At 70.8% G+C, this 20996-nt stretch carries 30 protein-coding genes; 1 reads left to right on the forward strand and 29 read right to left on the reverse strand.

Annotated features, from left to right (window positions below; all coding sequences use genetic code 11):
* Positions 1-126: 126 nt before the first annotated feature.
* The 12 genes from rplQ to FGG90_RS09245 form a co-directional block, all read right to left on the reverse strand.
* Positions 127-678, reverse strand: a complete 552-nt coding sequence (gene rplQ / locus FGG90_RS09190) for a 50S ribosomal protein L17 (protein ID WP_094127778.1) — start codon at positions 676-678, stop codon at positions 127-129.
* 54 nt (positions 679-732) lie between these two features.
* A complete protein-coding gene (locus FGG90_RS09195; RefSeq protein ID WP_086517187.1) occupies positions 733-1728 on the reverse strand; it encodes a DNA-directed RNA polymerase subunit alpha in 996 nt (331 codons plus the stop codon).
* A 162-nt stretch (positions 1729-1890) separates the two neighbouring features.
* Positions 1891-2289 (reverse strand): 30S ribosomal protein S11, encoded by a 399-nt coding sequence (rpsK, locus tag FGG90_RS09200; protein ID WP_012039274.1) that lies wholly within the window; start codon positions 2287-2289, stop codon positions 1891-1893.
* A gap of 44 nt (positions 2290-2333) precedes the next feature.
* Positions 2334-2708 carry a 30S ribosomal protein S13 gene (gene rpsM, locus FGG90_RS09205; protein WP_063070813.1) on the reverse strand — a complete coding sequence of 125 codons (375 nt, stop codon included), beginning with the start codon at positions 2706-2708 and terminating at the stop codon, positions 2334-2336.
* Positions 2709-2863: 155 nt separating this feature from the next.
* Complete coding sequence (rpmJ, locus tag FGG90_RS09210; protein WP_043668846.1) at positions 2864-2977, reverse strand: 50S ribosomal protein L36; 114 nt, start codon at positions 2975-2977, stop codon at positions 2864-2866.
* 70 nt (positions 2978-3047) lie between these two features.
* Complete coding sequence (gene infA / locus FGG90_RS09215; RefSeq protein ID WP_012039277.1) at positions 3048-3269, reverse strand: translation initiation factor IF-1; 222 nt, start codon at positions 3267-3269, stop codon at positions 3048-3050.
* Between the two features lie 264 nt (positions 3270-3533).
* Positions 3534-4706: a mannitol-1-phosphate 5-dehydrogenase gene (locus tag FGG90_RS09220; protein ID WP_094127775.1), complete on the reverse strand. Its 1173-nt coding sequence runs from the start codon at positions 4704-4706 to the stop codon at positions 3534-3536.
* Positions 4703-5140, reverse strand: coding sequence for a PTS sugar transporter subunit IIA (locus FGG90_RS09225; protein WP_094127772.1), 438 nt, complete (start codon positions 5138-5140; stop codon positions 4703-4705). Before FGG90_RS09225 ends, FGG90_RS09220 begins: the two co-directional genes overlap by 4 nt.
* Before the next feature lie 116 nt (positions 5141-5256).
* Positions 5257-6792 carry a PTS mannitol transporter subunit IICB gene (locus tag FGG90_RS09230; RefSeq protein ID WP_094127769.1) on the reverse strand — a complete coding sequence of 512 codons (1536 nt, stop codon included), beginning with the start codon at positions 6790-6792 and terminating at the stop codon, positions 5257-5259.
* An 87-nt stretch (positions 6793-6879) separates the two neighbouring features.
* Positions 6880-8550: a phosphoenolpyruvate--protein phosphotransferase gene (gene ptsP / locus FGG90_RS09235; RefSeq protein ID WP_094127766.1), complete on the reverse strand. Its 1671-nt coding sequence runs from the start codon at positions 8548-8550 to the stop codon at positions 6880-6882.
* Complete coding sequence (locus FGG90_RS09240) at positions 8547-8813, reverse strand: HPr family phosphocarrier protein (protein WP_012039282.1); 267 nt, start codon at positions 8811-8813, stop codon at positions 8547-8549. Before FGG90_RS09240 ends, ptsP begins: the two co-directional genes overlap by 4 nt.
* A 155-nt stretch (positions 8814-8968) precedes the next feature.
* The gene (locus FGG90_RS09245) at positions 8969-9346 is read right to left on the reverse strand and encodes a PTS sugar transporter subunit IIB (protein WP_094127763.1); all 378 of its coding nucleotides are present in this window, start codon (positions 9344-9346) and stop codon (positions 8969-8971) included.
* A gap of 210 nt (positions 9347-9556) precedes the next feature.
* Here FGG90_RS09245 and FGG90_RS09250 point away from each other — a divergent pair, with 210 nt between their 5' ends.
* Positions 9557-11506 (forward strand): BglG family transcription antiterminator, encoded by a 1950-nt coding sequence (locus FGG90_RS09250; protein ID WP_094127760.1) that lies wholly within the window; start codon positions 9557-9559, stop codon positions 11504-11506.
* A gap of 98 nt (positions 11507-11604) precedes the next feature.
* On the opposite strand, the gene map is transcribed toward FGG90_RS09250, so the two are convergent.
* The 17 genes from map to rplV form a co-directional block, all read right to left on the reverse strand.
* On the reverse strand, positions 11605-12441 hold the full coding sequence (map, locus tag FGG90_RS09255) for a type I methionyl aminopeptidase (RefSeq protein ID WP_094127757.1): 837 nt from the start codon (positions 12439-12441) through the stop codon (positions 11605-11607).
* 3 nt (positions 12442-12444) lie between these two features.
* Positions 12445-13047, reverse strand: a complete 603-nt coding sequence (locus FGG90_RS09260; protein ID WP_094127754.1) for an adenylate kinase — start codon at positions 13045-13047, stop codon at positions 12445-12447.
* Positions 13044-14366 carry a preprotein translocase subunit SecY gene (secY, locus tag FGG90_RS09265; protein ID WP_012039287.1) on the reverse strand — a complete coding sequence of 441 codons (1323 nt, stop codon included), beginning with the start codon at positions 14364-14366 and terminating at the stop codon, positions 13044-13046. The genes FGG90_RS09260 and secY overlap by 4 nt, the downstream gene beginning before the upstream one ends.
* Before the next feature lie 124 nt (positions 14367-14490).
* Positions 14491-15063, reverse strand: coding sequence for a 50S ribosomal protein L15 (gene rplO / locus FGG90_RS09270; RefSeq protein ID WP_063070800.1), 573 nt, complete (start codon positions 15061-15063; stop codon positions 14491-14493).
* On the reverse strand, positions 15063-15245 hold the full coding sequence (rpmD, locus tag FGG90_RS09275; protein ID WP_012039289.1) for a 50S ribosomal protein L30: 183 nt from the start codon (positions 15243-15245) through the stop codon (positions 15063-15065). Before rpmD ends, rplO begins: the two co-directional genes overlap by 1 nt.
* On the reverse strand, positions 15245-15910 hold the full coding sequence (gene rpsE, locus FGG90_RS09280) for a 30S ribosomal protein S5 (protein ID WP_063070807.1): 666 nt from the start codon (positions 15908-15910) through the stop codon (positions 15245-15247). The genes rpmD and rpsE overlap by 1 nt, the downstream gene beginning before the upstream one ends.
* Before the next feature lie 35 nt (positions 15911-15945).
* On the reverse strand, positions 15946-16317 hold the full coding sequence (gene rplR / locus FGG90_RS09285; protein WP_012039291.1) for a 50S ribosomal protein L18: 372 nt from the start codon (positions 16315-16317) through the stop codon (positions 15946-15948).
* Between the two features lie 2 nt (positions 16318-16319).
* Positions 16320-16856 carry a 50S ribosomal protein L6 gene (gene rplF / locus FGG90_RS09290; RefSeq protein ID WP_086517197.1) on the reverse strand — a complete coding sequence of 179 codons (537 nt, stop codon included), beginning with the start codon at positions 16854-16856 and terminating at the stop codon, positions 16320-16322.
* A gap of 4 nt (positions 16857-16860) precedes the next feature.
* Positions 16861-17259, reverse strand: a complete 399-nt coding sequence (rpsH, locus tag FGG90_RS09295) for a 30S ribosomal protein S8 (protein ID WP_063070798.1) — start codon at positions 17257-17259, stop codon at positions 16861-16863.
* A 138-nt stretch (positions 17260-17397) separates the two neighbouring features.
* A complete protein-coding gene (gene rplE, locus FGG90_RS09300) occupies positions 17398-17994 on the reverse strand; it encodes a 50S ribosomal protein L5 (protein WP_063070797.1) in 597 nt (198 codons plus the stop codon).
* Positions 17995-17996: 2 nt separating this feature from the next.
* Positions 17997-18356, reverse strand: coding sequence for a 50S ribosomal protein L24 (gene rplX / locus FGG90_RS09305; protein WP_063070796.1), 360 nt, complete (start codon positions 18354-18356; stop codon positions 17997-17999).
* A 2-nt stretch (positions 18357-18358) separates the two neighbouring features.
* A complete protein-coding gene (gene rplN / locus FGG90_RS09310) occupies positions 18359-18727 on the reverse strand; it encodes a 50S ribosomal protein L14 (RefSeq protein WP_012039296.1) in 369 nt (122 codons plus the stop codon).
* Between the two features lie 28 nt (positions 18728-18755).
* Positions 18756-19052, reverse strand: coding sequence for a 30S ribosomal protein S17 (rpsQ, locus tag FGG90_RS09315; protein ID WP_094127752.1), 297 nt, complete (start codon positions 19050-19052; stop codon positions 18756-18758).
* Between the two features lie 2 nt (positions 19053-19054).
* Complete coding sequence (gene rpmC, locus FGG90_RS09320) at positions 19055-19381, reverse strand: 50S ribosomal protein L29 (RefSeq protein WP_012039298.1); 327 nt, start codon at positions 19379-19381, stop codon at positions 19055-19057.
* Positions 19381-19800, reverse strand: coding sequence for a 50S ribosomal protein L16 (rplP, locus tag FGG90_RS09325; protein ID WP_086517199.1), 420 nt, complete (start codon positions 19798-19800; stop codon positions 19381-19383). Before rplP ends, rpmC begins: the two co-directional genes overlap by 1 nt.
* A gap of 2 nt (positions 19801-19802) precedes the next feature.
* Positions 19803-20600 carry a 30S ribosomal protein S3 gene (rpsC, locus tag FGG90_RS09330; RefSeq protein WP_012039300.1) on the reverse strand — a complete coding sequence of 266 codons (798 nt, stop codon included), beginning with the start codon at positions 20598-20600 and terminating at the stop codon, positions 19803-19805.
* Positions 20600-20992, reverse strand: a complete 393-nt coding sequence (gene rplV / locus FGG90_RS09335; protein WP_063070792.1) for a 50S ribosomal protein L22 — start codon at positions 20990-20992, stop codon at positions 20600-20602. The genes rpsC and rplV overlap by 1 nt, the downstream gene beginning before the upstream one ends.
* Positions 20993-20996: the final 4 nt, after the last annotated feature.

The following is a 20996-nucleotide window of genomic DNA, read 5'->3' on the forward strand; positions in this document are numbered from 1 at the left end:
GGCCGGATCCGCCACCCCCGGCCGCAGCCGCCGCCCCCGCGCCCGGGACGGCCCATCCGTCCCCGGACGCACGAGAGCCCCCGTCGCGCGGGGCGACGGGGGCTCTCGGGATGGTGCGGTGCGGACCTACTTGTCGGACTTCTCCGCGGCGTCGGCCTCGACCTCGGCGGCGGCCGCGTCGGTGGACTCCGCGGGCGTCTCGTCCGTGTGCTCGACGGCGTCGGTCTCCTCGACGGGGACCTCGGTCTCCTCGGCGACCGGCGCCGCGGCGGCCGGAGCCGACGCGGTCGCGGTGCGCGAGGAGCGGACCTTCGGGGTCACGGGCTCGAGCACGAGCTCGATCTGCACCATGGGGGCGTTGTCGCCCTTGCGGAAGCCGAGCTTCGTGATGCGGGTGTAGCCGCCGTCGCGCTCGGCGACGAGGGGCGCGATCTCCGTGAAGAGCTCGTGGACGACGCTCTTGTCGGGGATGATCCCCATGACGCGGCGGCGGGCGTGCAGGTCGCCGCGCTTGGCGAACGTCACCAGGCGCTCGGCGACGGGACGCAGGCGCTTGGCCTTCGTCTCGGTCGTCTTGATGGACTTGTGCTCGAAGAGGCTCTGGGCCAGGTTCGCGAGCATGAGGCGCTCGTGCGCCGGGCCGCCTCCGAGGCGGGGACCCTTGGTGGGCTTGGGCATGGTCTATGTCTCCGTAAAAGGTGGTCGAAGGGAAGTCGGGCCGAGGCCGGACGGTCAGTTGGTGGTGGTCTCGTCCTCGTCGTAGCTGTAGTAGTGCGCGCCGTCGAAGCCGGGGACGGCGTCCTTCAGCGACAGACCCAGCTCGACCAGCTTGTCCTTGACCTCATCCACGGACTTCTGACCGAAGTTGCGGATGTTCATGAGCTGCGTCTCCGACAGGGCGACGAGCTCGCTCACGTTGTTGATGCCCTCGCGCTTGAGGCAGTTGTACGACCGGACCGAGAGGTCGAGGTCCTCGATGGGCATCGACAGCTCGGAGCTGAGGACGGCGTCGACCGGCGCGGGGCCGATCTCGATGCCCTCGGCGGCCGAGTTGAGCTCGCGCGCCAGGCCGAACAGCTCGGTGAGCGTGCGACCGGCCGACGCGATGGCGTCGCGCGGCGTGATGGCGGACTTCGTCTCGACGTCGACCACGAGGCGGTCGAAGTCGGTGCGCTCGCCGGCGCGGGTGGCCTCGACGCGGTAGGTGACCTTGAGCACGGGCGAGTAGATCGAGTCGACCGGGATCTGGCCGGCCTCGCTGAACTCGCTGCGGTTCTGGGTCGCCGAGACGTAGCCGCGGCCGCGCTCGATCGTCAGCTCCAGCTCGAACTTCGCCTTCTCGTTGAGCGTGGCGATGACGAGCTCGGGGTTGTGGATCTCGACGCCCGCGGGAGCGGAGATGTCGGCGGCCGTGACCTGGCCCGCGCCCTGCTTGCGCAGGTAGGCGGTGATCGGCTCGTCGTGCTCGCTGGAGACGACGAGGCCCTTGATGTTGAGGATGATCTCGGTCACGTCCTCCTTCACGCCGGGGACGGTGCTGAACTCGTGCAGCACCCCGTCGATCCGGATGCTGGTGACGGCCGCGCCGGGGATGGACGACAGGAGGGTGCGGCGGAGGGAGTTGCCGAGCGTGTAGCCGAAGCCGGGCTCCAGCGGCTCGATGACGAACCGCGAGCGGAACTCCGAGATGGTCTCCTCGGTGAGCGTGGGGCGCTGTGCAATGAGCACTGTGTTGTTTCCTTTCGGCGAGGCGTCCGCTATATGACGTCTGCGATGCCCCCCGGGTGGCGGCCCGGGCGGGTGGTGGAGGTGGTCGAACGGACACACGGCGGATCGGCCGACGCCGTCCCCTCCTGGCGGAGCGGGACGGCAGCGGCCGATCAGCGCGAGCTAGACGCGGCGGCGCTTGGGGGGACGGCAGCCGTTGTGCGCCTGCGGGGTGACGTCGTTGATCGAGCCCACCTCGAGGCCGGCGGCCTGGAGCGAGCGGATCGCGGTCTCGCGGCCGGAGCCCGGTCCCTTGACGAACACGTCGACCTTCTTCATGCCGTGCTCCTGCGCCTGGCGGGCGGCCGACTCGGCGGCGAGCTGCGCGGCGAACGGCGTGGACTTGCGCGAGCCGTTGTAGCCGACGACGCCCGAGGACGCCCAGCTGATGACGGCGCCGGTCGGGTCCGTGATCGAGACGATGGTGTTGTTGAAGGTGCTCTTGATGTGGGCCTGGCCCACGGCGATGTTCTTCTTGTCCTTGCGGCGCGGCTTGCGAACGGCCGACTTGGGTGCTGCCATGGAATTCTCCTGAATCTACGGGTGGCGAGGCGCGGGCCGGAGGCCTAGCGCGCCTTCTTCTTGCCGGCTACGGTGCGCTTCGGGCCCTTGCGGGTGCGAGCGTTGGTCTTCGTGCGCTGCCCGTGGACAGGGAGGCCGCGGCGGTGGCGGATGCCCTCGTAGCTGCCGATCTCGACCTTGCGGCGGATGTCGGCGGCGACCTCGCGGCGGAGGTCTCCCTCCACCTTGAAGTTGCCCTCGATGTAGTCGCGGAGCGCGATGAGCTGGTCGTCGCTGAGGTCCTTGACGCGGATGTTCTTGTCGATGCCGGTGTCCGCGAGCGTCTTGACGCTCGAGGTGCGGCCGACGCCGTAGATGTACGTGAGTGCGATCTCGACGCGCTTGTCGCGCGGGAGGTCGACGCCTGCTAGACGTGCCATTGAGGCTTCTCCTGGTGGTGGATGGAGGTCTGCAGCAGAGCCTGTGCATCGGCCTCCGACCGATGGTGTCCCCCGGACCCTCGCGGGTCCCGGCTTCCGGCGCTGCTGTCGTGCTTCTTATGGGTGGTGCGGGTGGTGCCGTGCGATGGGTCTGATCAGCCCTGGCGCTGCTTGTGGCGCGGGTTCTCGCAGATGACCATCACGTTGCCGCTGCGTCGGATGACCTTGCACTTCTCGCAGATCGGCTTGACGCTCGGGTTGACCTTCATGACGCTTCCTTATGTGTTCTTCGCTGGCCTCGTACCCCGCGGGTGCGGGGCCGTTCCTTGTGCAGCAGGCCTACTTGTAGCGGTAGACGATCCGGCCGCGCGTGAGGTCGTACGGGCTCAGCTCCACGATCACGCGGTCCTCGGGGAGGATGCGGATGTAGTGCTGACGCATCTTGCCCGAGATGTGGGCGAGGACCTTGTGCCCGTTGCTCAGCTCAACGCGGAACATCGCGTTCGGCAGAGCTTCGACAACTCCGCCTTCGATCTCGATGACGCCGTCTTTCTTGGCCATATACTCACTGTCGCTAGAGGTGGTGTCTGCTGGTCGTGCGGATGCGCATCAGGTGGAGCGCGCATGGTGGGGACGGCTCGCCGGGAGGCGGCCGCGCACCAAGGGTCGAGAGTACGGCATCCCCGGGCGTGTCGCAATTCTCCCCGCGTGTCGCGGTCGGATCCGCCCGTCCTGCGCTAACGGGAGCGCCGCGCCCCCGGAGCGCACGACGGGCCGGGCGGTCGCCCGCCCGGCCCGTGCACGATGCGTCGCGTCGCCTGCCGCCTACTCCGCGCGGTGACGCGGCGCGCTGCGGCGGTCGGCCTGGGCCGCGTCCACCACGGCGACGAGGTCGGCGGTGAGGGGGTGCCCGTCGTCGAGCCCGGTGACCCGACGGACGAGGTCCGCGGCGGTGTCGGTCTGCAGCAGCTCCTGGAGCTCGAGCGCCTGCGGGTCGCCCGCGGGGTCGAAGCGGAGCGCCTGGCCCATCGCGCGGACGAGCGCGTCGTGCGGCAGGCCGCGCTCGGCGAGCTGGGATGCGGGTCCCACGAAGCGCTCCTCGCGGGAGAGCTTGCGCAGCGGCTGGCGGCCGACGCGCTCGACGGTGTCCGCGAGGGCCGCGTTGGCGAAGCGCGCGAGGTTCTTCTCGCGGTACGCCGCCTGCTCGGCCTCGTCGAGCCCGTGCTTGGCGACGAGCAGCGCGCTCGTCTCCTCGAGCACGAGGCGGACCTCGTCGGCGACCTCGGGGATCGCCATCGCGTCCGACTGGCTCACGGCACCGCGCGCGTAGCCGTGGTACGCGACGGTCGCGTGGCCGGTGTTGACCGTGAAGAGCTTGCGCTCGATGTAGGGCGCGAGGTCGTCGACGAACGTGGCGCCGGGGATCTCGGGCACGGCGTCGCCGAACGGACCGCGCTCCACGACCCACTCCGAGAAGTCCTCGACGGTCACGTCGAGGCCCGCGGCGGGGTCCTGGTTCGGGACGATGCGGTCGACGGCCGTGTTGGCGAAGACCGCGCGCCCCAGGGCGTCCGCGTCGTCGCCGAGCGCCGTCGCGATCTCGGCGCGCAGCGTGTCCGTGGCGTTGATCGCGTTCTCGCACGCCATGACGGCGACCGGCGCGAGGTCGGCCGAGCGCGCGCGCAGGCCCGACGCGATGGCGGGCGCCACGAAGCGGAGGATGTTCGGGCCCACGGCCGTGGTGACGACGTCGGCGGTCGCGATCTCGCGGATCAGCGCCTCGCCGTCGGCCGCGCTGTCGATCGCGCGGAAGCCCGTGACGGTCCACTCGCGCGCGTGCGGGCCGACCTCGGTGACGCGGTACGAGTCGGCGGCGTCGAGGTGCTCGATGAGCTCGGCGTTGACGTCGGCGAAGACGACCTCGTACCCGGCCTCGTGCAGGATCAGCCCGACGAAGCCGCGGCCGATGTTGCCGGCGCCGAAGTGGACGGCCTTCACGCCTCGTTCACCTCCGCCAGGAGCGCGTACAGCGCCTCGGCGTCGGGGGCGTCGAGGAGCTTCTGCACCTCGTCGTCGTCGCTGAAGATGATGGCGATCTTGCTGAGGATGTCGAGGTGCCCGTTGTCCTTGCCGGCGATGCCGACGACGAAGCGGACCTCGTTGCCCGCCCAGTCGATCGGGGCGTCGTAGCGGACGAAGGAGAGGGCGGAGTCGAGGATCGTGTCCTTGCCCTCGTTGGTGCCGTGCGGGATGGCGAGCAGGTTGCCCATGTAGGTCGAGACGCTCTTCTCGCGCTCGAGCATGAACCCCTGGTACTCGGGGGTGACGGCGCCCGCGGCGACGAGGATGCCCGCCGCCTCGGCGATGGCCTCCTCCACGCTCGCGGCGGTGCCGCCGACGCGGATCTGGGCGGGTTCGAGGACGTTCGACATGGTGCTCCTGACGTGGTTCTGCCTGATGCGAGGCTACCGGGGCCCGGTCGGTGTCGACCGGGCCCCGGAGCCCGCGCGTGCGGTGGTGCGGGTCCGCCGCGGGGGGCGGACCGGGATCAGCTGTCCGAGCGCTGCTTCCGGACCAGCTCCACGATCTCGTCGTAGCGCGGCGAGTTCATGAAGTTGTCGACCGAGACGTGCTCGCTCGCCGGGCTCTTCTCGCGGGCGCGGTCGGTGAGCTCGCGCTGCGTGATCACGAGGTCGGCCTGGCCGTCGAGGGCCGCGATGGCCTTGTTGACGACCGTGACGTCGGTGACGCCGGCCTTCTTCATCTTGTTGCGGAGGACCGAGGCGCCCATGGCGGACGAGCCCATGCCGGCGTCGCAGGCGAAGACGATGTCCTGGATGCGGGTGGCCGTGGCCGTGCCGCCGTCCGTGCCCGTGCCCGTGGCCGCCTGGCCGTCGGCGAGGCCGCCGACCGTGCCCGCGGTGCCGGTCTCGGCGCCGAGGCCCGTGAGGACCGACGACTCCTTGCCCTTGTTGGCCTGGGTCGCGGCGACCGCGGCGCCGAAGTCGCCCGAGCCCTTCTTGCCGGTGCGGAGGATGACCGCCGCGACGACGAAGGTGACGGCGGCCGAGATGATGACCGAGAGGATCACGCCGGGGAAGCTGTCGCTGGCGGTCTGGCCGAGCACGGCGATGATGCTGCCGGGCGAGGCCGGGGCACGGAGGCCGGAGCCGAAGGCGACGTTGGTCGCGACGCCCGAGGCGCCACCCGCGATGACCGCGAGGAACAGGAGCGGCTTGGACAGCACGTACGGGAAGTAGATCTCGTGGATGCCGCCGACGAACTGGATGAGGATCGCGCCGGGGGCGGTGGAGCGGGCCGCGCCCGCGCCGAAGATCGCGAACGCGAGGAGCACGCCGAGGCCGGGGCCGGGGTTCGCCTCGAGCAGGAACAGGATGCTCTTGCCGTTCTGCAGCGCCTCGGTCGTGCCGAGCGGGGTGAGGATGCCCTGGTTGATGGCGTTGTTGAGGAACAGGACCTTCGCCGGCTCGATCACGATGCTCGTGAGGGGCAGCAGGCCGTTGTCGACGAGGAAGCCGACGCCGCCGCCGAGGCGGGCGGTGATCCAGCCGATGACGGGCGTGAGGGCGAAGAACGCGCCGATCGCGAAGATCGCGCCGAGGATGCCGGCGGAGAAGTTGTTGACCAGCATCTCGAAGCCGGGGCGGATCCGGTCGATCCAGAGCCGCTCGATGACCTTCAGCAGGTAGGCCGCGAGCGGGCCCGTGATCATCGCGCCGAGGAACATCGGGCTGCCGCCGTCGTAGTACGGCTCGCCGATGGTGCCGACGATGACGCCCATGGTGGCGATGGTCGCGACCACGCCGCCTCGGGTGTCGTAGACCATGCGGCCGCCGGTGTTCGCGATGAGCAGCGGCAGCATGAAGAACAGGATCGGGTTGATCAGCTGCGCGATGTCCGCGTTGGGCAGGTAGCCCGTGGGGATGAACAGGGCCGTGAGGAGGCCCCAGGCGATGAACGCCGCGATGTTCGGCATGATCATGCCGCTGAGGAACGTGCCGAACTTCTGCACGCCGAGCCGCACGGACTGTCCCGTGCTGCGGGTGGGTGACGTCGTCGTCATGGGGGTGGTGCTCCTGTCGTGGTGGGGCGGGCCTGCTGCGGCCCGCCTGCTGCGGTGGTGAGGGTGTGGTGCGGTGGAGGGGGCGGGTCAGACGGTGGCGGGCGCCGACGCCGCGGTGACCGCGGCGCGCGCCTCGACGGCGCTGTCGGCGGCGAGGGCGACGGCGGCCAGGGCCTCCGCCTCCTCGCGCGAGTGGAGGGCGAGCTCGGCGCGCACGTCGGCGAGGGCCGCGGGCGACATCGAGAGGCTGGTGGCGCCGAGGCCCACGAGCACGACGGCGAGCAGCGGGTCGGCCGCGGCCTCGCCGCAGATGCCCACGGGCTTGCCGAGAGCGCGTCCCGCGGCGCCGACCTCCTGCACGAGGCGGAGGACGGCGGGGTGCCACGGGTCCTGGAACGCGGCCACGGATCCCAGCAGCCGGTCGGCCGCGAGCGTGTACTGCGTGAGGTCGTTGGTGCCGATGCTCGCGAAGTCGGCGACACCGAGGATCCGGTCGGCCAGCAGCGCGGAGGACGGGACCTCCACCATCACGCCGACGGTCTTCAGGCCCAGCTCGCGGCCGAGGGCCGAGAAGTAGCGCGCCTCCTCCACGGTCGAGACCATGGGCGCCATGACCCACAGGTCGGCGTCGGTGGCGGCGTCGGCCTGCGCGAGCGCGGTGAGCTGGTCGCGGAGGATCTGCTCGTTGGCGCGGAGCGCGCGGAGGCCGCGGAGGCCGAGGGCCGGGTTCTCCTCGTCGGCGTCGTTGAGGAAGGCGAGCGGCTTGTCGGCGCCGGCGTCGAGCGCGCGGACGACGACCTTCTGGCCGGGGAACGCCTCGAGCAGGCGCGTGTAGTGCGCCTGCTGCTCGGCGACGGTCGGCGCGCTCGTGGCGTCGAGGAAGAGGAACTCGGTGCGGAAGAGGCCGACGCCCTCGGCGCCCTTGGCCACCGCGTCCGCGGCGCCGTCGGCGGATCCGAGGTTCGCGAGCAGCGGGATCGTCGTGCCGTCGGACAGCGCGCCGGGGCCGGTGGGCACGGCGACGCGGGCGCTCCGGGCGGCGATGGCGTCGCGCGCGGCGGACTCCTCCTCCGGGGTCGGGCCCACGGTGACGGCGCCGGTCAGCGCGTCGACCACCACGGTCTCGCCGTCGGCGAGGTCGGCCGCGGCCGCGACGCCGACGACCGCGACGATCGCCTTCTCGCGGGCGAGGATCGCCGTGTGCGAGGTGGGGCCGCCGTCGGTCGTGACGAGGGCGAGCACCTTGTCGAGGTCGAGGAGGGCCGTGTCGGCGGGCGCGAGGTCGCGGGCGACGAGCACGAAGGCGTGGTCGGGGTCCGGCACGCCCGGGGCGGCGACACCCTGCAGGTGCGCGACGACGCGCTGCGAGACGTCGTCGAGGTCGGTGGCGCGCTCGCCCATGTAGCCGCCCATGCTGAGGAGCAGGTCGCGGAAGCCCGCGAACGCCTCGTGCACGGCGCGCTCGGCGGTGCGGCCCGTCGCGAGGCGGGCGGTGATGTCGTCGACGAGCGTCGGGTCCTCGGCCATGAACGCCTGCGCCTCGAGGACGTCCTTGGCGGCGCCGCCGGCCTTCTCCCCGCGGATGCGGATGTCGGCGGCGACCGCCGCGAGCGACGCGCTCACGCGGATGCGCTCCTCGTCGGCGGTCAGGGTGCTGGCGGTGTCGGCGGGCTCGGGGAGCGGGTCGGGCATCCGGATCACGGGGCCGACGGCGGAGCCCCGGCCGATGCCGATGCCCTGCAGGGTGCGGGAGCTCATGCGGCGTCCAGGTCGGACTCGAGGAGCGTGGCGAGGTCGGTGACGACCTGCTCGGCGTTCTCGCCCTCGGCGGAGACGACGACCTCGTCGCCCGTGTCGACGCCCAGCGAGATCACGCCGAGGATGCTGGCGGCGTTCACGCTGCGGTCGCCCTTGGCGAGCTGCACGGGGATCCCGGCCTTCGCGGCCGCCTGCGTGAAGAGCGAGGCGGGGCGGGCGTGCAGCCCGTGCGACGAGGCGATGGTGACGGTGCGTTCTGCCATGGTGGCTCCTTCGATCGGCCCCGTCGTCGGGGCCCTGGTGGGCGGTGGTCGTGCGGTGTCGCGGTCGTGCCGGTGATGCGGGTCGTGCCGGTCGTGCCGGTCGTGCGGTGTCGGCGCGGGGCCGGTGGTCTCGGGGCGGGGGCGGGCGGAGGCGGTCAGGCGGGGTGCGGCGCTCCCCCGGCGGGTCGGCCGGGCGCGGCGCCCATCCCGAGCGCGCGGCCGCCGGCGCGCATCGCGGCGAGGGCCCGGTCGAGCGCGGCGCGGGCGCCCTCGGGACGCGAGGCGTCCGCGTCGAGGAGCACGGCGGTCGCGCCCTCGTCGGCGGCGGCCCGGCGCACGAGGTCGATGCGGTCGGCGAGGTGGGCGCCGAGGAGGACGACGTCCATGCCCGCGGCGTCGAGGCGGACGTCGGCGACGGAGCCGGCGACGGCCTCGATCTCGAGCCCGTCGGCCTCGGCGAGGGAGCGGAGGCGGTGGGCGAGGAAGGTGCTGGATGCGCCGGAGCCGCAGACGACGAGGATCCTCCCGGTCATGCTGTGCCTCCTCGCGTCGTCGCTGGTCGTCCCATGGTGCTCCGCCCGGGGGCGGCGGCACCAGCAGATCCGCTTCCGCACGGTAGGAAGACCCGTCGTGCGCGGCCGCCGCCGGGCGTCCTGCCCGCCCCGGGATGGTTGACTCGACAGTGCACGCGCGCCGCGCCCGTCCCGCCGACCCGGGATCCGCCGGCCGCGGGGAGGACGCGCATGCTCAGCGACAACCAGGAGAGGCTGCTGGACTACCTGTCCTCGGCGGATCGCTGGGTCGAGGCCGGGGAGCTCGCCGACCGGCTGGGCGTCACCACCCGCAGCGTCCGGAGCTACGTCGCCGCGGTCCGCGAGCGGTCGGACGTGGCGATCGCCTCCTCCCCCGACGGCTACCGCATCGACGCCGGCAGCTACGCCCGGCACCGCGGCGGTCGCGGCTCGGGCGACGCCCAGGGCACGCCGCGCGACCGGCTGCACGCGCTCGTCCGCCGCCTGGGCGACGCCCCCGCCGGGCTCGACGTCTTCGCGCTGGCCGACGAGCTGCACGTGAGCGAGTCCACCATCGAGGCGGACCTCCGCAAGGTGCGCGCCCTGGTGGAGGACGCGGGGCTCGCGCTCCGCCGCAGCGGATCCCAGGTCGTGCTCGCGGGGTCCGAGCGCGACTTCCGCCGCCTCCTGTCGCGCATGTTCCGCGACGAGAGCGCGCAGGGGTTCCTGCCGCTCGAGTCCGTGCAGCGGGAGTTCGCGTCCGACTCGCTGCGCGCCTTCAAGACCGACCTCGTCCGCGAGCTCACCGAGCGCGGGTTCTTCGTCAACGAGTACGGCGTCGACAACGTGCTGCTGCACGTGGCGATCGCGGTGGACCGGCTCGCGCGGGCGCCGCGACGGGAGGACGCGGATGCGTCGGCGGGCGCGGCCGAGGCGGCCGCCGGCTCCCCCGCCGCCGATCCCACCGCCCTCGCGATCCGCGACGTGCTCGCCCGGCTCCTCGCCGCCCACTTCGACGCGCCCGTGCCCGCGGGCGACGTCGCCTACCTCGCGCTCCTCGTCCGCACGCGGGTCGTCACGCCCGGCAACGAGCAGTCGCTCGCCACCGTGATGCGGGACCACGTCGTCGAGAGCGACCTCGACGTGGTGCGCGCCATCGTCCGCCGGGTGAAGCAGGAGTACCTGGTCGACCTCGAGGACGAGGACTTCACGGTCCGCTTCTCGCTGCACCTCGGCAACCTCGTCGCGCGCGCCGCCGACCGCTCGTTCTCGCGCAACCCGCTCGCCCGCTCCATCAAGACCTCGTATCCGATGACGTACGAGATCGCGGTCTTCATCGCGAGCGAGGTGCAGCGGCGGCGGGGCATCGCGATCAACGACGACGAGATCGCGTACATCGCGCTGCACGTCGGCTCCCACCGGGAGCGCGTCGCCCGGCGCGACGACCGGGTCGCGTGCGCGCTGGTCTGCCCGAACTACTACGACCTGCACCAGATCATGCGCAGCCGCATCGAGCAGGCGCTCGGCGCGGACATCAGCGTCGACGCCGTGATCACGCGCACCGACGCGGACGCCGACGCGCTCGGGGTCGACCTCGTCATCGACGCCACCGGGTCCCGCCCGCCCGGCGACGCCGTCGTGGTGGTGCAGCCGCTGCCGACGCCCGACGACATCGAGGCGATCCGCCGGGCCGTGGCCCGCGTCCGTCGGCACGCCCGCCGCAGCGCGATGAAGCACGACCTGCTGCGCTTCCTCGACGAGTCGCTCTTCTTCCGCGACCTGCACGCGCCCGACGAGGAGGCCATGATCCGGCTGCTCGGCGGGCGGATGGTCGAGCAGGGCATCATCGAGCCCGAGTACATCGAGGGCGCCATCGAGCGCGAGCGGCTCTCCTCCACGGCGTTCACCGACACGCTCGCCGTGCCGCACTCGCTCGCCATGACCGCGCACCGCACGGCCATCGCCATCGTGGTCAACGACGAGGCGATGCAGTGGGGCGGCAACCGCGTGCATGTGGTGGCGCTCGTCGCGTTCAGCGCGAGCGGCCGCTCGAGCTTCCAGCACGTCTTCGACCAGTTCGTCGAGGTGTTCTCCGACCACCGCGACGTGCAGGCGATCATGCGGGCGTCCGGGTCGCACGGCTCCTTCATCGAGGAGCTCGTGCACGTCATGGACACCTGACCGGCGTCTCCGCCGCGCGCGCCGGACGGCGCCGATCGGTCCGGCCGGTCAGGACGCCACGGCGCTCGGGCGGCCGACGTCGCGGGGGTCGCGCGCGCTCAGGGCGCGACGGGCGTGACGCCCAGCGGCACGAGGCGCGAGGCGCCGCCGTCGGCGAGCGTGAGCACCCAGATGCCGCGCGCGTGCACCGCGACCGAGTGCTCCCAGTGCGACGCCATGCTGCCGTCGACGGTCGCGACGGTCCAGTCGTCGTCGAGGACGCGCGTCTCCGCCTCGCCGTCGGTGATCATCGGCTCGATGGCGACGACCAGCCCGGGCTTCACCGCGGGGCCCTTGCCGCGCACGCGGTAGTTGAACACCGGCGGATCCTCGTGCATGCTCCGGCCGATGCCGTGCCCCGTGTAGTCCATGACGATGCCGAAGGACCCGGCCGCCTCGACGCTCTCCTCGACGGCCTCGCCCACCTCGTTGAGGTGCGACGCGGTCGCGAGCCGGGCGATGCCCGCCCAGAGGGAGTCCTCGGTGACGCGGGACAGGCGCTCGCGCGCCTCCACGACGTCGGGGCTCGCGGGATCCGGCACGACCACGGTCATGGCGGAGTCGCCGTTCCAGCCGTCGATCTCCGCGCCGCTGTCGACGGAGACGATGTCTCCCGGCTGCAGCACGCGGTCGCCGGGGATGCCGTGCACGACCTCGTCGTTGACCGAGACGCACACCGTGTGGCGGTACCCCGGCACGAGCTGGAAGTTCGAGCGCCCGCCGAGCGCGCGGATCGCGGCGTCGGCGGCCGCGTCGAGCTCGCCGGTGGTGACGCCCGGCGCGATGAGCTCGCGCACGGCGTCGAGCGACGCGGCGGTGGCGAGGCCGGGCGCGACCATGCGGCGGATCTCGTCCGGCGTCTTGTAGATGCCGGGCGTGCGGCGGAGCGCTCCCACGGGCTAGGCGCGGCCCGCGTCGGAGACGGGTCGGACGCCGCGCTCGGCGAGGGCCGTGCGGATGCGCTCGGCCACCTCGTCGACCTCGCCGAGGCCGTTGACCTCCACGAGGAGGCCGCTGTCGCGGTAGACGTCGATGAGCGGGCTGGTCTCGCGGACGTAGACCTCCTGGCGGTGCCGGATCTCGTCCTCGCCGTCGTCGGCGCGGCCCTGCTCGGCCGCGCGGCGGGTGAGCCGGGCCACGACCTCCTCCTCGTCGGCGACGAGCTGGATCACGGCGTCGAGCCGCTGTCCCCACCCCTCGAGCAGCTCCTCAAGGTACGCGACCTGCGCCAGCGTGCGCGGGTAGCCGTCGAGCAGGAAGCCCGCGCGGGCGTCCTCCTCCTCGAGGCGGGCCGTGACGAGGCTGTTGGTGAGCTCGTCCGGCACGTAGTTGCCCGCGTCGACGAGCGCCTGGACCTGCTGGCCGAGCTCGGTGCGGTCCTTGATGTTCTGGCGGAAGATGTCGCCGGTGGAGACGTCGGGGATGCCGTGCTCCGCCGCGATGCGCTTCGCCTGCGTGCCCTTGCCCGCGCCGGGAGGGCCGACGATGAGGAGCCGGGTCACTTGAGCAGCCCCTCGTAGTGCCGCTGCTGCAGCTGCGAGTCGATCTGCTTCACCGTCTCGAGGCCGACGCCGACGACGATGAGGATGCTCGCGCCGCCGAACGGGAAGTTCTGGTTGGCGCCGACGAGCGACAGGGCGATGAGCGGCAGGAGCGCGATGAGGCCGAGGTACAGCGAGCCCGGCAGCGTGATGCGCGTGAGCACGTAGTCGAGGTACTCGGCCGTGGGGCGTCCCGCGCGGATGCCCGGGATGAAGCCGCCGTACTTCTTCATGTTGTCGGCGACCTCCTCCGGGTTGAAGGTGATGGCCACGTAGAAGTACGTGAAGCCGACGATGAGCAGGAAGTACATCGCCATGTAGAGCGGGTGGTCGCCCGTGGTGAGGTTGTCGGTGATCCACTGCACCCACGGTGCCGGCGGCTGGCCGACGGGCGGCTGGTTGAACTGCGCGACGAGCGCGGGCAGGTACAGCAGCGACGACGCGAAGATGACGGGCACGACGCCGGCCATGTTCACCTTGATGGGGATGTACGTGTTGTTGCCGCCGTAGGTGCGGCGCCCGACCATGCGCTTGGCGTACTGGACCGGGATGCGGCGCTGCGACTGCTCGACGTAGACGACCGCGGCGACGACCAGGAGGCCGACCGCGATCACCAGGAGGAAGACCTCCCAGCCGCGGCTCTGCTGGATCGCGATGAGCGAGGTCGGGAACGCGGCGGCGACCGACGTGAAGATGAGTAGCGACATGCCGTTGCCGATGCCGCGCTCGGTGATGAGCTCGCCCATCCACATGATGAGGCCGGTGCCGGCGGTCATCGTGATGACCATGAGCATGATCGCGTACCAGGCGTCGTTCGTGACGAGCTGCGTGCAGGCGCTCACGTTGGTCTGGCCGAAGAGGGCGCCGCTGCGCGCGACCGTGATGAGCGTCGTGGACTGGAGCACCGCGAGGGCGATCGTGAGGTAGCGCGTGTACTGCGTGAGCTTGGCCTGGCCGGACTGGCCCTCCTTGTAGAGGGTGTCGAAGTGCGGGATGACCACGCGGAGCAGCTGGACGATGATCGACGCCGTGATGTACGGCATGATGCCCAGCGCGAAGATGGAGAGCTTCAGCAGCGCGCCGCCGCTGAAGAGGTTGACGAGCTCGTAGAGGCCCGAGGTGCCCTGGTTGGCGGCGAGGCACGACTGCACGTTGGCGAAGTCGACGAACGGCGCGGGGATGAAGGAGCCCAGGCGGAAGAGGGCGATGATGCCCAGCGTGAACCCGATCTTGCGACGCAGGTCGGGGGTGCGGAAGATCCTGACGACGGCGCTCAACACGGAGGGTGTCCTGCTTTCTGTGGAGGGTCCGCCGGGAGGCGGGGGTCGGGCCGACCCGATGCGGCCCCAGGTGACAGGAGGGGCGGCCGGTTCCCCGACCGCCCCTCCTGAGCGTCCTGCAGTGCTACTTGACGGAGCCGCCTGCTGCGACGATCTTCTCCGCAGCGGAGCCGGAGACCTTGTCGACAGCAACCGTCAGCTTAACCGAGATGTCGCCGTCCCCGAGGACCTTGACCTTCTCGTTCTTGCGGACGGCACCCTTGGCGACCAGGTCGCTCGTGGTGACGTCGCCGCCGTCGGGGTAGAGCGCGGCGAGCTTCTCCAGGTTCACGACCTGGTACTCGACGCGGAACGGGTTCTTGAACCCGCGGAGCTTCGGGGTGCGCATGTGCAGCGGCATCTGCCCACCCTCGAAGCCGACGCGCACCGTGTAGCGGGCCTTCGTGCCCTTGGTGCCGCGACCCGCGGTCTTGCCCTTCGAGCCCTCACCGCGGCCGACACGCTGGCGTGCCTTCTTGGCCCCGGCGGCGGGACGGAGGTGGTGGACCTTGAGGACCTGGTCGCGCTTGACCGTCTCCGTCGAGCCGACCGTGGTCGTCTCGGCGGAAGCGGCGGCGGCCGGGGCCTTCGCGGTCTTCTTCGGTGCGGCCTTGGACGCCTTCACGGGCGTCTCGGCCGACTCGTTCTTCTCAGCCATCAGTCGATCTCCTCCACCTTCACCAGGTGCGCGACGGTGTTGACGTAGCCGCGGTTCTGGGCGTTGTCCTCTCGGACCACCACGGCACCGATGCGACGGAGCCCGAGGCTCCGCAGGGTGTCGCGCTGGTTCTGCTTCTCGCTGATCTTGGACTTGATCTGCGTCACTCGGAGCTGAGCCATCAGACACCTGCCTTCGCGTCGGCCTCGGCACGCTGGGCGCGGAGGATGCGGGCCGGGACGACCTGCTCGAGCTCGAGCCCACGACGGGCGGCGACCGCGCGCGGCTCCTCGAGCTGCTGCAGCGCCTCCACCGTGGCGTGCACGATGTTGATCGTGTTGGACGAGCCGAGCGACTTGCTCAGCACGTCGTGGATGCCGGCGCACTCGAGCACCGCGCGGACGGGGCCACCGGCGATGACGCCGGTACCCGCGGACGCGGGGCGCAGGAGGACGACTCCGGCGGAGGCCTCACCCTGCACGGCGTGCGGGATGGTCAGGCCGATGCGGGGGACGCGGAAGAAGTTCTTCTTCGCCTCCTCGACGCCCTTGGAGATGGCGGTCGGGACCTCGCGGGCCTTGCCGTAGCCGACGCCCACCAGCCCGTTGCCGTCTCCGACGATCACGAGCGCGGTGAAGCTGAAGCGACGACCGCCCTTGACGACCTTGGACACGCGGTTGATGGTGACGACGCGCTCCAGGAACTGGCTCTTGTCGGCATCACGGCCACCGCGGCTGTCGCGGCCGCCCTGGTTCCGGTCGCGTCCGCCACGACGGCCCTCGCGGCCCTCGTTCTGCGCGGGTGCGGTGGACGCCGCGGTCTCGACGGGCGTCTCCGCCACTGCCACGACCTCGGGCTCCTTGTTGTTGTTCTCGGCTGCGCTCACAGGCTCAGACCACCCTCTCGAGCTCCTTCGGCGATGGCCGCGACGCGTCCTGCGTAGCGGTTGCCACCACGATCGAATACGACGCTCTCCACGCCGGCCGCCTTGGCGCGCTCGGCGACGAGCTCGCCGACCTTGCGCGACTTGGCGGTCTTGTCGCCGTCGAACGTGCGCATGTCGGCCTCGAGGGTCGACGCGGACGCGACGGTGTGACCACGGCTGTCATCGACGACCTGCACGAAGACGTGGCGGGCCGAACGGGTGACGACCAGGCGCGGACGCAGCTCGGTGCCCTCGACCTTCTTGCGCAGGCGTGCGTGCCTGCGGCCGCGGGCGGCGGACTTGCTTTTTCCTCTAACTCCGAGAGCCATGATCACTTACCACTCTTTCCGGCCTTGCGGCGAACGTTCTCGCCGGCGTAGCGGACGCCCTTGCCCTTGTAGGGCTCGGGCTTGCGAATCTTGCGGATGTTGGCGGCCGTCTCGCCGACGAGCTGCTTGTCGATGCCGACGACGGTCATCTTGTTGACGCCCTCGACGGTGAAGCTGATGCCCGCGGGCGCCTCGACGTACACGGGGTGGGAGAAGCCGAGCGCGAACTCGACGCCCTTGTCCTTGACCGCGACGCGGTAACCCGTGCCGACGATCTCGAGGCCCTTGGTGTAGCCGGTGGTGACGCCGACGATCTGGTTGGCGATGAGGCTGCGCGTGAGGCCGTGGAGCGAACGCGACTCGCGCTCGTCGTCCGGACGGGTGACGAGCACCTGCCCGTCCTGGACCTCGGCGCGGATGGGCTGGGCCACGGTGAGGCTCAGCTCGCCCTTGGGGCCCTTGACCGTGACGAGCTGGCCGTCGACGGTGACGTCGACCCCTGCGGGGACGTCGATGGGGAGTCTTCCGATGCGGGACATGTCGTTACCACACGTAGGCGAGGACTTCCCCACCCACGCCCTTCTTCGCAGCCTGGCGGTCCGTGAGGAGCCCCGAGGAGGTGGACAGGATGGCGACCCCGAGGCCCCCGAGGACCTGGGGGATCTCCGCGGACTTCGCGTACACGCGCAGTCCGGGCTTCGACACGCGCTTGATGCCCCGGATGGAGCGCTGGCGGTCGGGTCCGAACTTGAGGCTGAGCGTCAGCGTCTGGCCGACGCGGGCGTCCGCGACGTCCCAGCCGGCGATGAAGCCCTCGGACTTGAGGATGTCGGCGATGTGCGACTTGAGCTTGGAGTGCGGCATGGAGACCGTGTCGTGGTGCGCGGAGTTCGCGTTCCGGAGTCGGGTCAGCATGTCAGCGACCGGGTCGGTCATTGTCATATCTGGTGGTGCCTCTCTCGCCTGGTTTCGTTCATCCGGACACGGATGACGACCTGTGGTGGTGGCGGCGCCGGGCGGAGGTGCCCGGCGCCGATCGTGCGGTGGTGCTGGTCGTGCGGGTGGAGCTGGTGGTGCGTGCTACGGCGTGTTCTCGGGCGTCTGGAACGGGAAGCCGAGCGCCTTGAGCAGCGCGCGTCCCTCGTCGTCCGTCCGAGCGGTCGTGACGACCGTGATGTCCATGCCGCGGACCCGGTCGATGCGGTCCTGGTCGATCTCGTGGAACATGGACTGCTCGTTGAGGCCGAACGTGTAGTTGCCGTTGCCGTCGAACTGCTTCGGGCTGAGCCCGCGGAAGTCGCGGATGCGGGGCAGGGCGAGGGACAGCAGGCGGTCGAGGAACTCCCACATGCGGTCGCCGCGCAGCGTCACGTGGGTGCCGATGGCCTGGCCCTCACGCAGCTTGAACTGGGCGATCGACTTGCGGGCCTTCGTGACCTGCGGCTTCTGGCCGGTGATCTTGGTGAGGTCGGCGACCGCGCCGTCGATGATCTTGCCGTCACGGGCCGCGTCGCCGACGCCCATGTTCACGACGATCTTCGTGAGGCCGGGCACCTGGTGCACGTTCGTGAAGCCGAGATCAGCGGTCAGCTGGCTGACGATCTCGGAGCGGTACTTCTGCTTGAGGCGCGGGAGCGGCGTGCTCTCGGCCGTGCCAGCGGTGGCGGTGTCGGTCATTGCTAGAGGTCCTTACCTGACTTCTTGGCGTAGCGCACGCGGACGGTCTTGGAGACCCCGTCCTTCTCGACCGTCTCGGTCCGGAAGCCGACTCGCGTGGGCTTCTTGGACTCGGGGTCGACGAGCGCGACGTTGGAGATGTGGATGGGCGCCTCGACGGTCTCGATGCCGCCGGTCTTGGAGCCGCGCTGCGTCTGGCCGACGCGGACGTGCTTCGTGACGAAGTTCACGCCCTCGACGACGACGCGGTTGCGCTCGACGAGGACGGACAGGACCTTGCCCTGCTTGCCCCGGTCGCCGCCCTTGGCCTGCGTGCGCCCCGTGATGACCTGCACGAGGTCACCCTTCTTGATGTTCGCCATGACTAAATGACCTCCGGTGCCAGCGAGATGATCTTCATGAACTTCTTGTCCCGGAGCTCGCGGCCCACCGGTCCGAAGATGCGGGTGCCGCGGGGCTCCCCGTTGCTGTTCAGGATGACGGCGGCGTTCTCGTCGAACTTGATGTACGAGCCGTCGGGACGGCGCGTCTCCTTCTTGGTGCGGACGATGACGGCCTTGACGACCTCGCCCTTCTTCACGTTGCCGCCGGGGATCGCGTCCTTGACGGTCGCGACGATGACGTCCCCGAGTCCGGCGTAGCGACGACCCGAGCCACCGAGCACGCGGATGGTCAAGATCTCCTTGGCACCGGTGTTGTCGGCGATCTTCAGGCGGGATTCCTGCTGAATCACTGTTGCTCCTTCATCCAAGCAGCCGGGGCTACTTGGCCTTCTCGAGGATCTCGACCAGGCGCCAGCGCTTGGAGGCGCTGAGGGGACGGGTCTCGTTGATCAGGACCAGGTCGCCGATGCCGGCGCTGTTGGACTCGTCGTGCGCCTTGACCTTGGAGGTGCGGCGGATGACCTTGCCGTACAGCGGGTGCTTCACGCGGTCCTCGACCTCGACGACGATGGTCTTCTCCATCTTGTCGCTGGTCACGTAGCCACGACGGGACTTGCGGTAGCCGCGGTCGGCCGTCGCGGTGTCAGCCGTGTTCTTCTCTTCGGCGTTCGCCATGATCAAGCCTCCTCAGCCTTCTCGGTGACGGCGGCGTCGTCGGCCTTCGCGGCCTTCTTCGTCGCCTTCTTCTTCTCGGGCTTCTCGGGGACCTCGACGGGGGCGGGCGTGGCACGGATGCCCAGCTCGCGCTCGCGGATGACCGTGTAGATCCGAGCGATGTCGCGCTTGACGGCGCGCAGGCGGCCGTGGCTGTCGAGCTGACCGGTGGCCGACTGGAAGCGCAGGTTGAACAGCTCCTCCTTGGCCTTCTTCAGCTCTTCGACGAGTCGCTCGTCCTCGAAAGTGTCCAGCTCGACGGGGGCGAGCTCCTTGGAACCGATCGCCATTATGCGTCGCCTTCCTCGCGCTTGATGATGCGTGCCTTGAGGGGCAGCTTGTGGATGGCCCGGGTGAGCGCCTCGCGCGCCGTGACCTCGTCGACTCCGGAGAGCTCGAAGAGCACGCGGCCCGGCTTGACGTTCGCGACCCACCACTCGACCGAGCCCTTTCCGGAACCCATGCGGGTCTCGGCGGGCTTCTTGGTGAGCGGGCGGTCGGGGAAGATGTTGATGTACACCTTGCCGCCGCGCTTGACGTGACGCGTCATGGCGATACGAGCGGACTCGATCTGCCGGTTCGTGACGTACGCGGGCGTGAGGGCCTGGATGCCGTACTCGCCGAACGACACCACGGTGCCGCCCGTCGCGTGGCCGGACCGACCCGGGTGGTGCTGCTTGCGGTGCTTGAGCTTGCGGGGGATCAACATGGTTACGCCTCAACTCCTGCTGCGGCGACCGGCGCTGCCTCGGCGGCCGGCGCGGTGCGCGGCGCATTGGTGCGGCGATCCCCGGTTCGACCGTCGGAACGGTCGTTACGGCGCTCGGGGCGGGACGACTTCTGGTTCGCCTGCTCGCGAGCGAGATCCTTGTTCGTGATGTCGCCCTTGTAGACCCAGACCTTCACGCCGATGCGGCCGAAGGAGGTGCGGGCCTCGTAGAAGCCGTAGTCGATGTTCGCGCGGAGGGTGTGCAGCGGCACGCGGCCCTCGCGGTAGAACTCCGACCGGCTCATCTCGGCGCCGCCGAGGCGGCCCGAGACCTGGATGCGGACGCCCTTGGCGCCGGCGCGCTGGGCGCCCTGGAGGCCCTTGCGCATCGCGCGGCGGAACGCCACGCGACCCGCGAGCTGCTCGGCGATGCCCTGGGCGACCAGCTGCGCCTCGGCCTCGGGGTTCTTCACCTCGAGGATGTTCAGCTGGATCTGCTTGCCCGTGAGCTTCTCGAGGTCGGCGCGGATGCGCTCGGCCTCGACGCCGCGGCGTCCGATGACGATGCCCGGGCGCGCCGTGTAGATGTCCACGCGGACGCGGTCACGGGTGCGCTCGATCTCGATGCGCGCCACTCCGGCGCGGTCGAGGCTCGTCTTGAGCATGGTGCGGATGCGCACGTCCTCGGCGACGTAGTCGCTGTAACGCTGCCCCTTCTTCGTGCTGTCCGAGAACCAGCGCGACACGTGGTCGGTGGTGATCCCGAGACGGAACCCGTACGGGTTGACCTTCTGTCCCATTACTTGCTCGCCTTCTTCGTGGTCGTCGCCACGTCCGCCTCATCCGGCGTCGCGAGGACGACCGTGATGTGGCTGGTGCGCTTGTTGATACGGAATGCGCGACCCTGTGCGCGCGGCTGGAACCGCTTGAGGGTGGTGCCCTCGTCCACGAACGCCTTGGCGATGTAGAGGTCCTGCTCGGCCAGGAAGCTGTTGGACGCGTCGGCCTTGACCCGCGCGTTCGCCATGGCCGAGGCCACCAGCTTGTAGACCGGCTCGCTCGCGCCCTGCGGCGCGAACTTCAGGATGGCCAGGGCCTCCTCGGCCTGCTTCCCGCGGATCATGTCCACGACACGACGGGCCTTCTGGGGGGTGACGCGGATGTGACGCACGCGTGCGATCGACTCCACCATTTCT

Origin of the sequence: Clavibacter michiganensis subsp. tessellarius (genome assembly GCF_021922985.1) — a bacterium.
Classification (GTDB): Bacteria; Actinomycetota; Actinomycetes; order Actinomycetales; family Microbacteriaceae; genus Clavibacter; species Clavibacter tessellarius.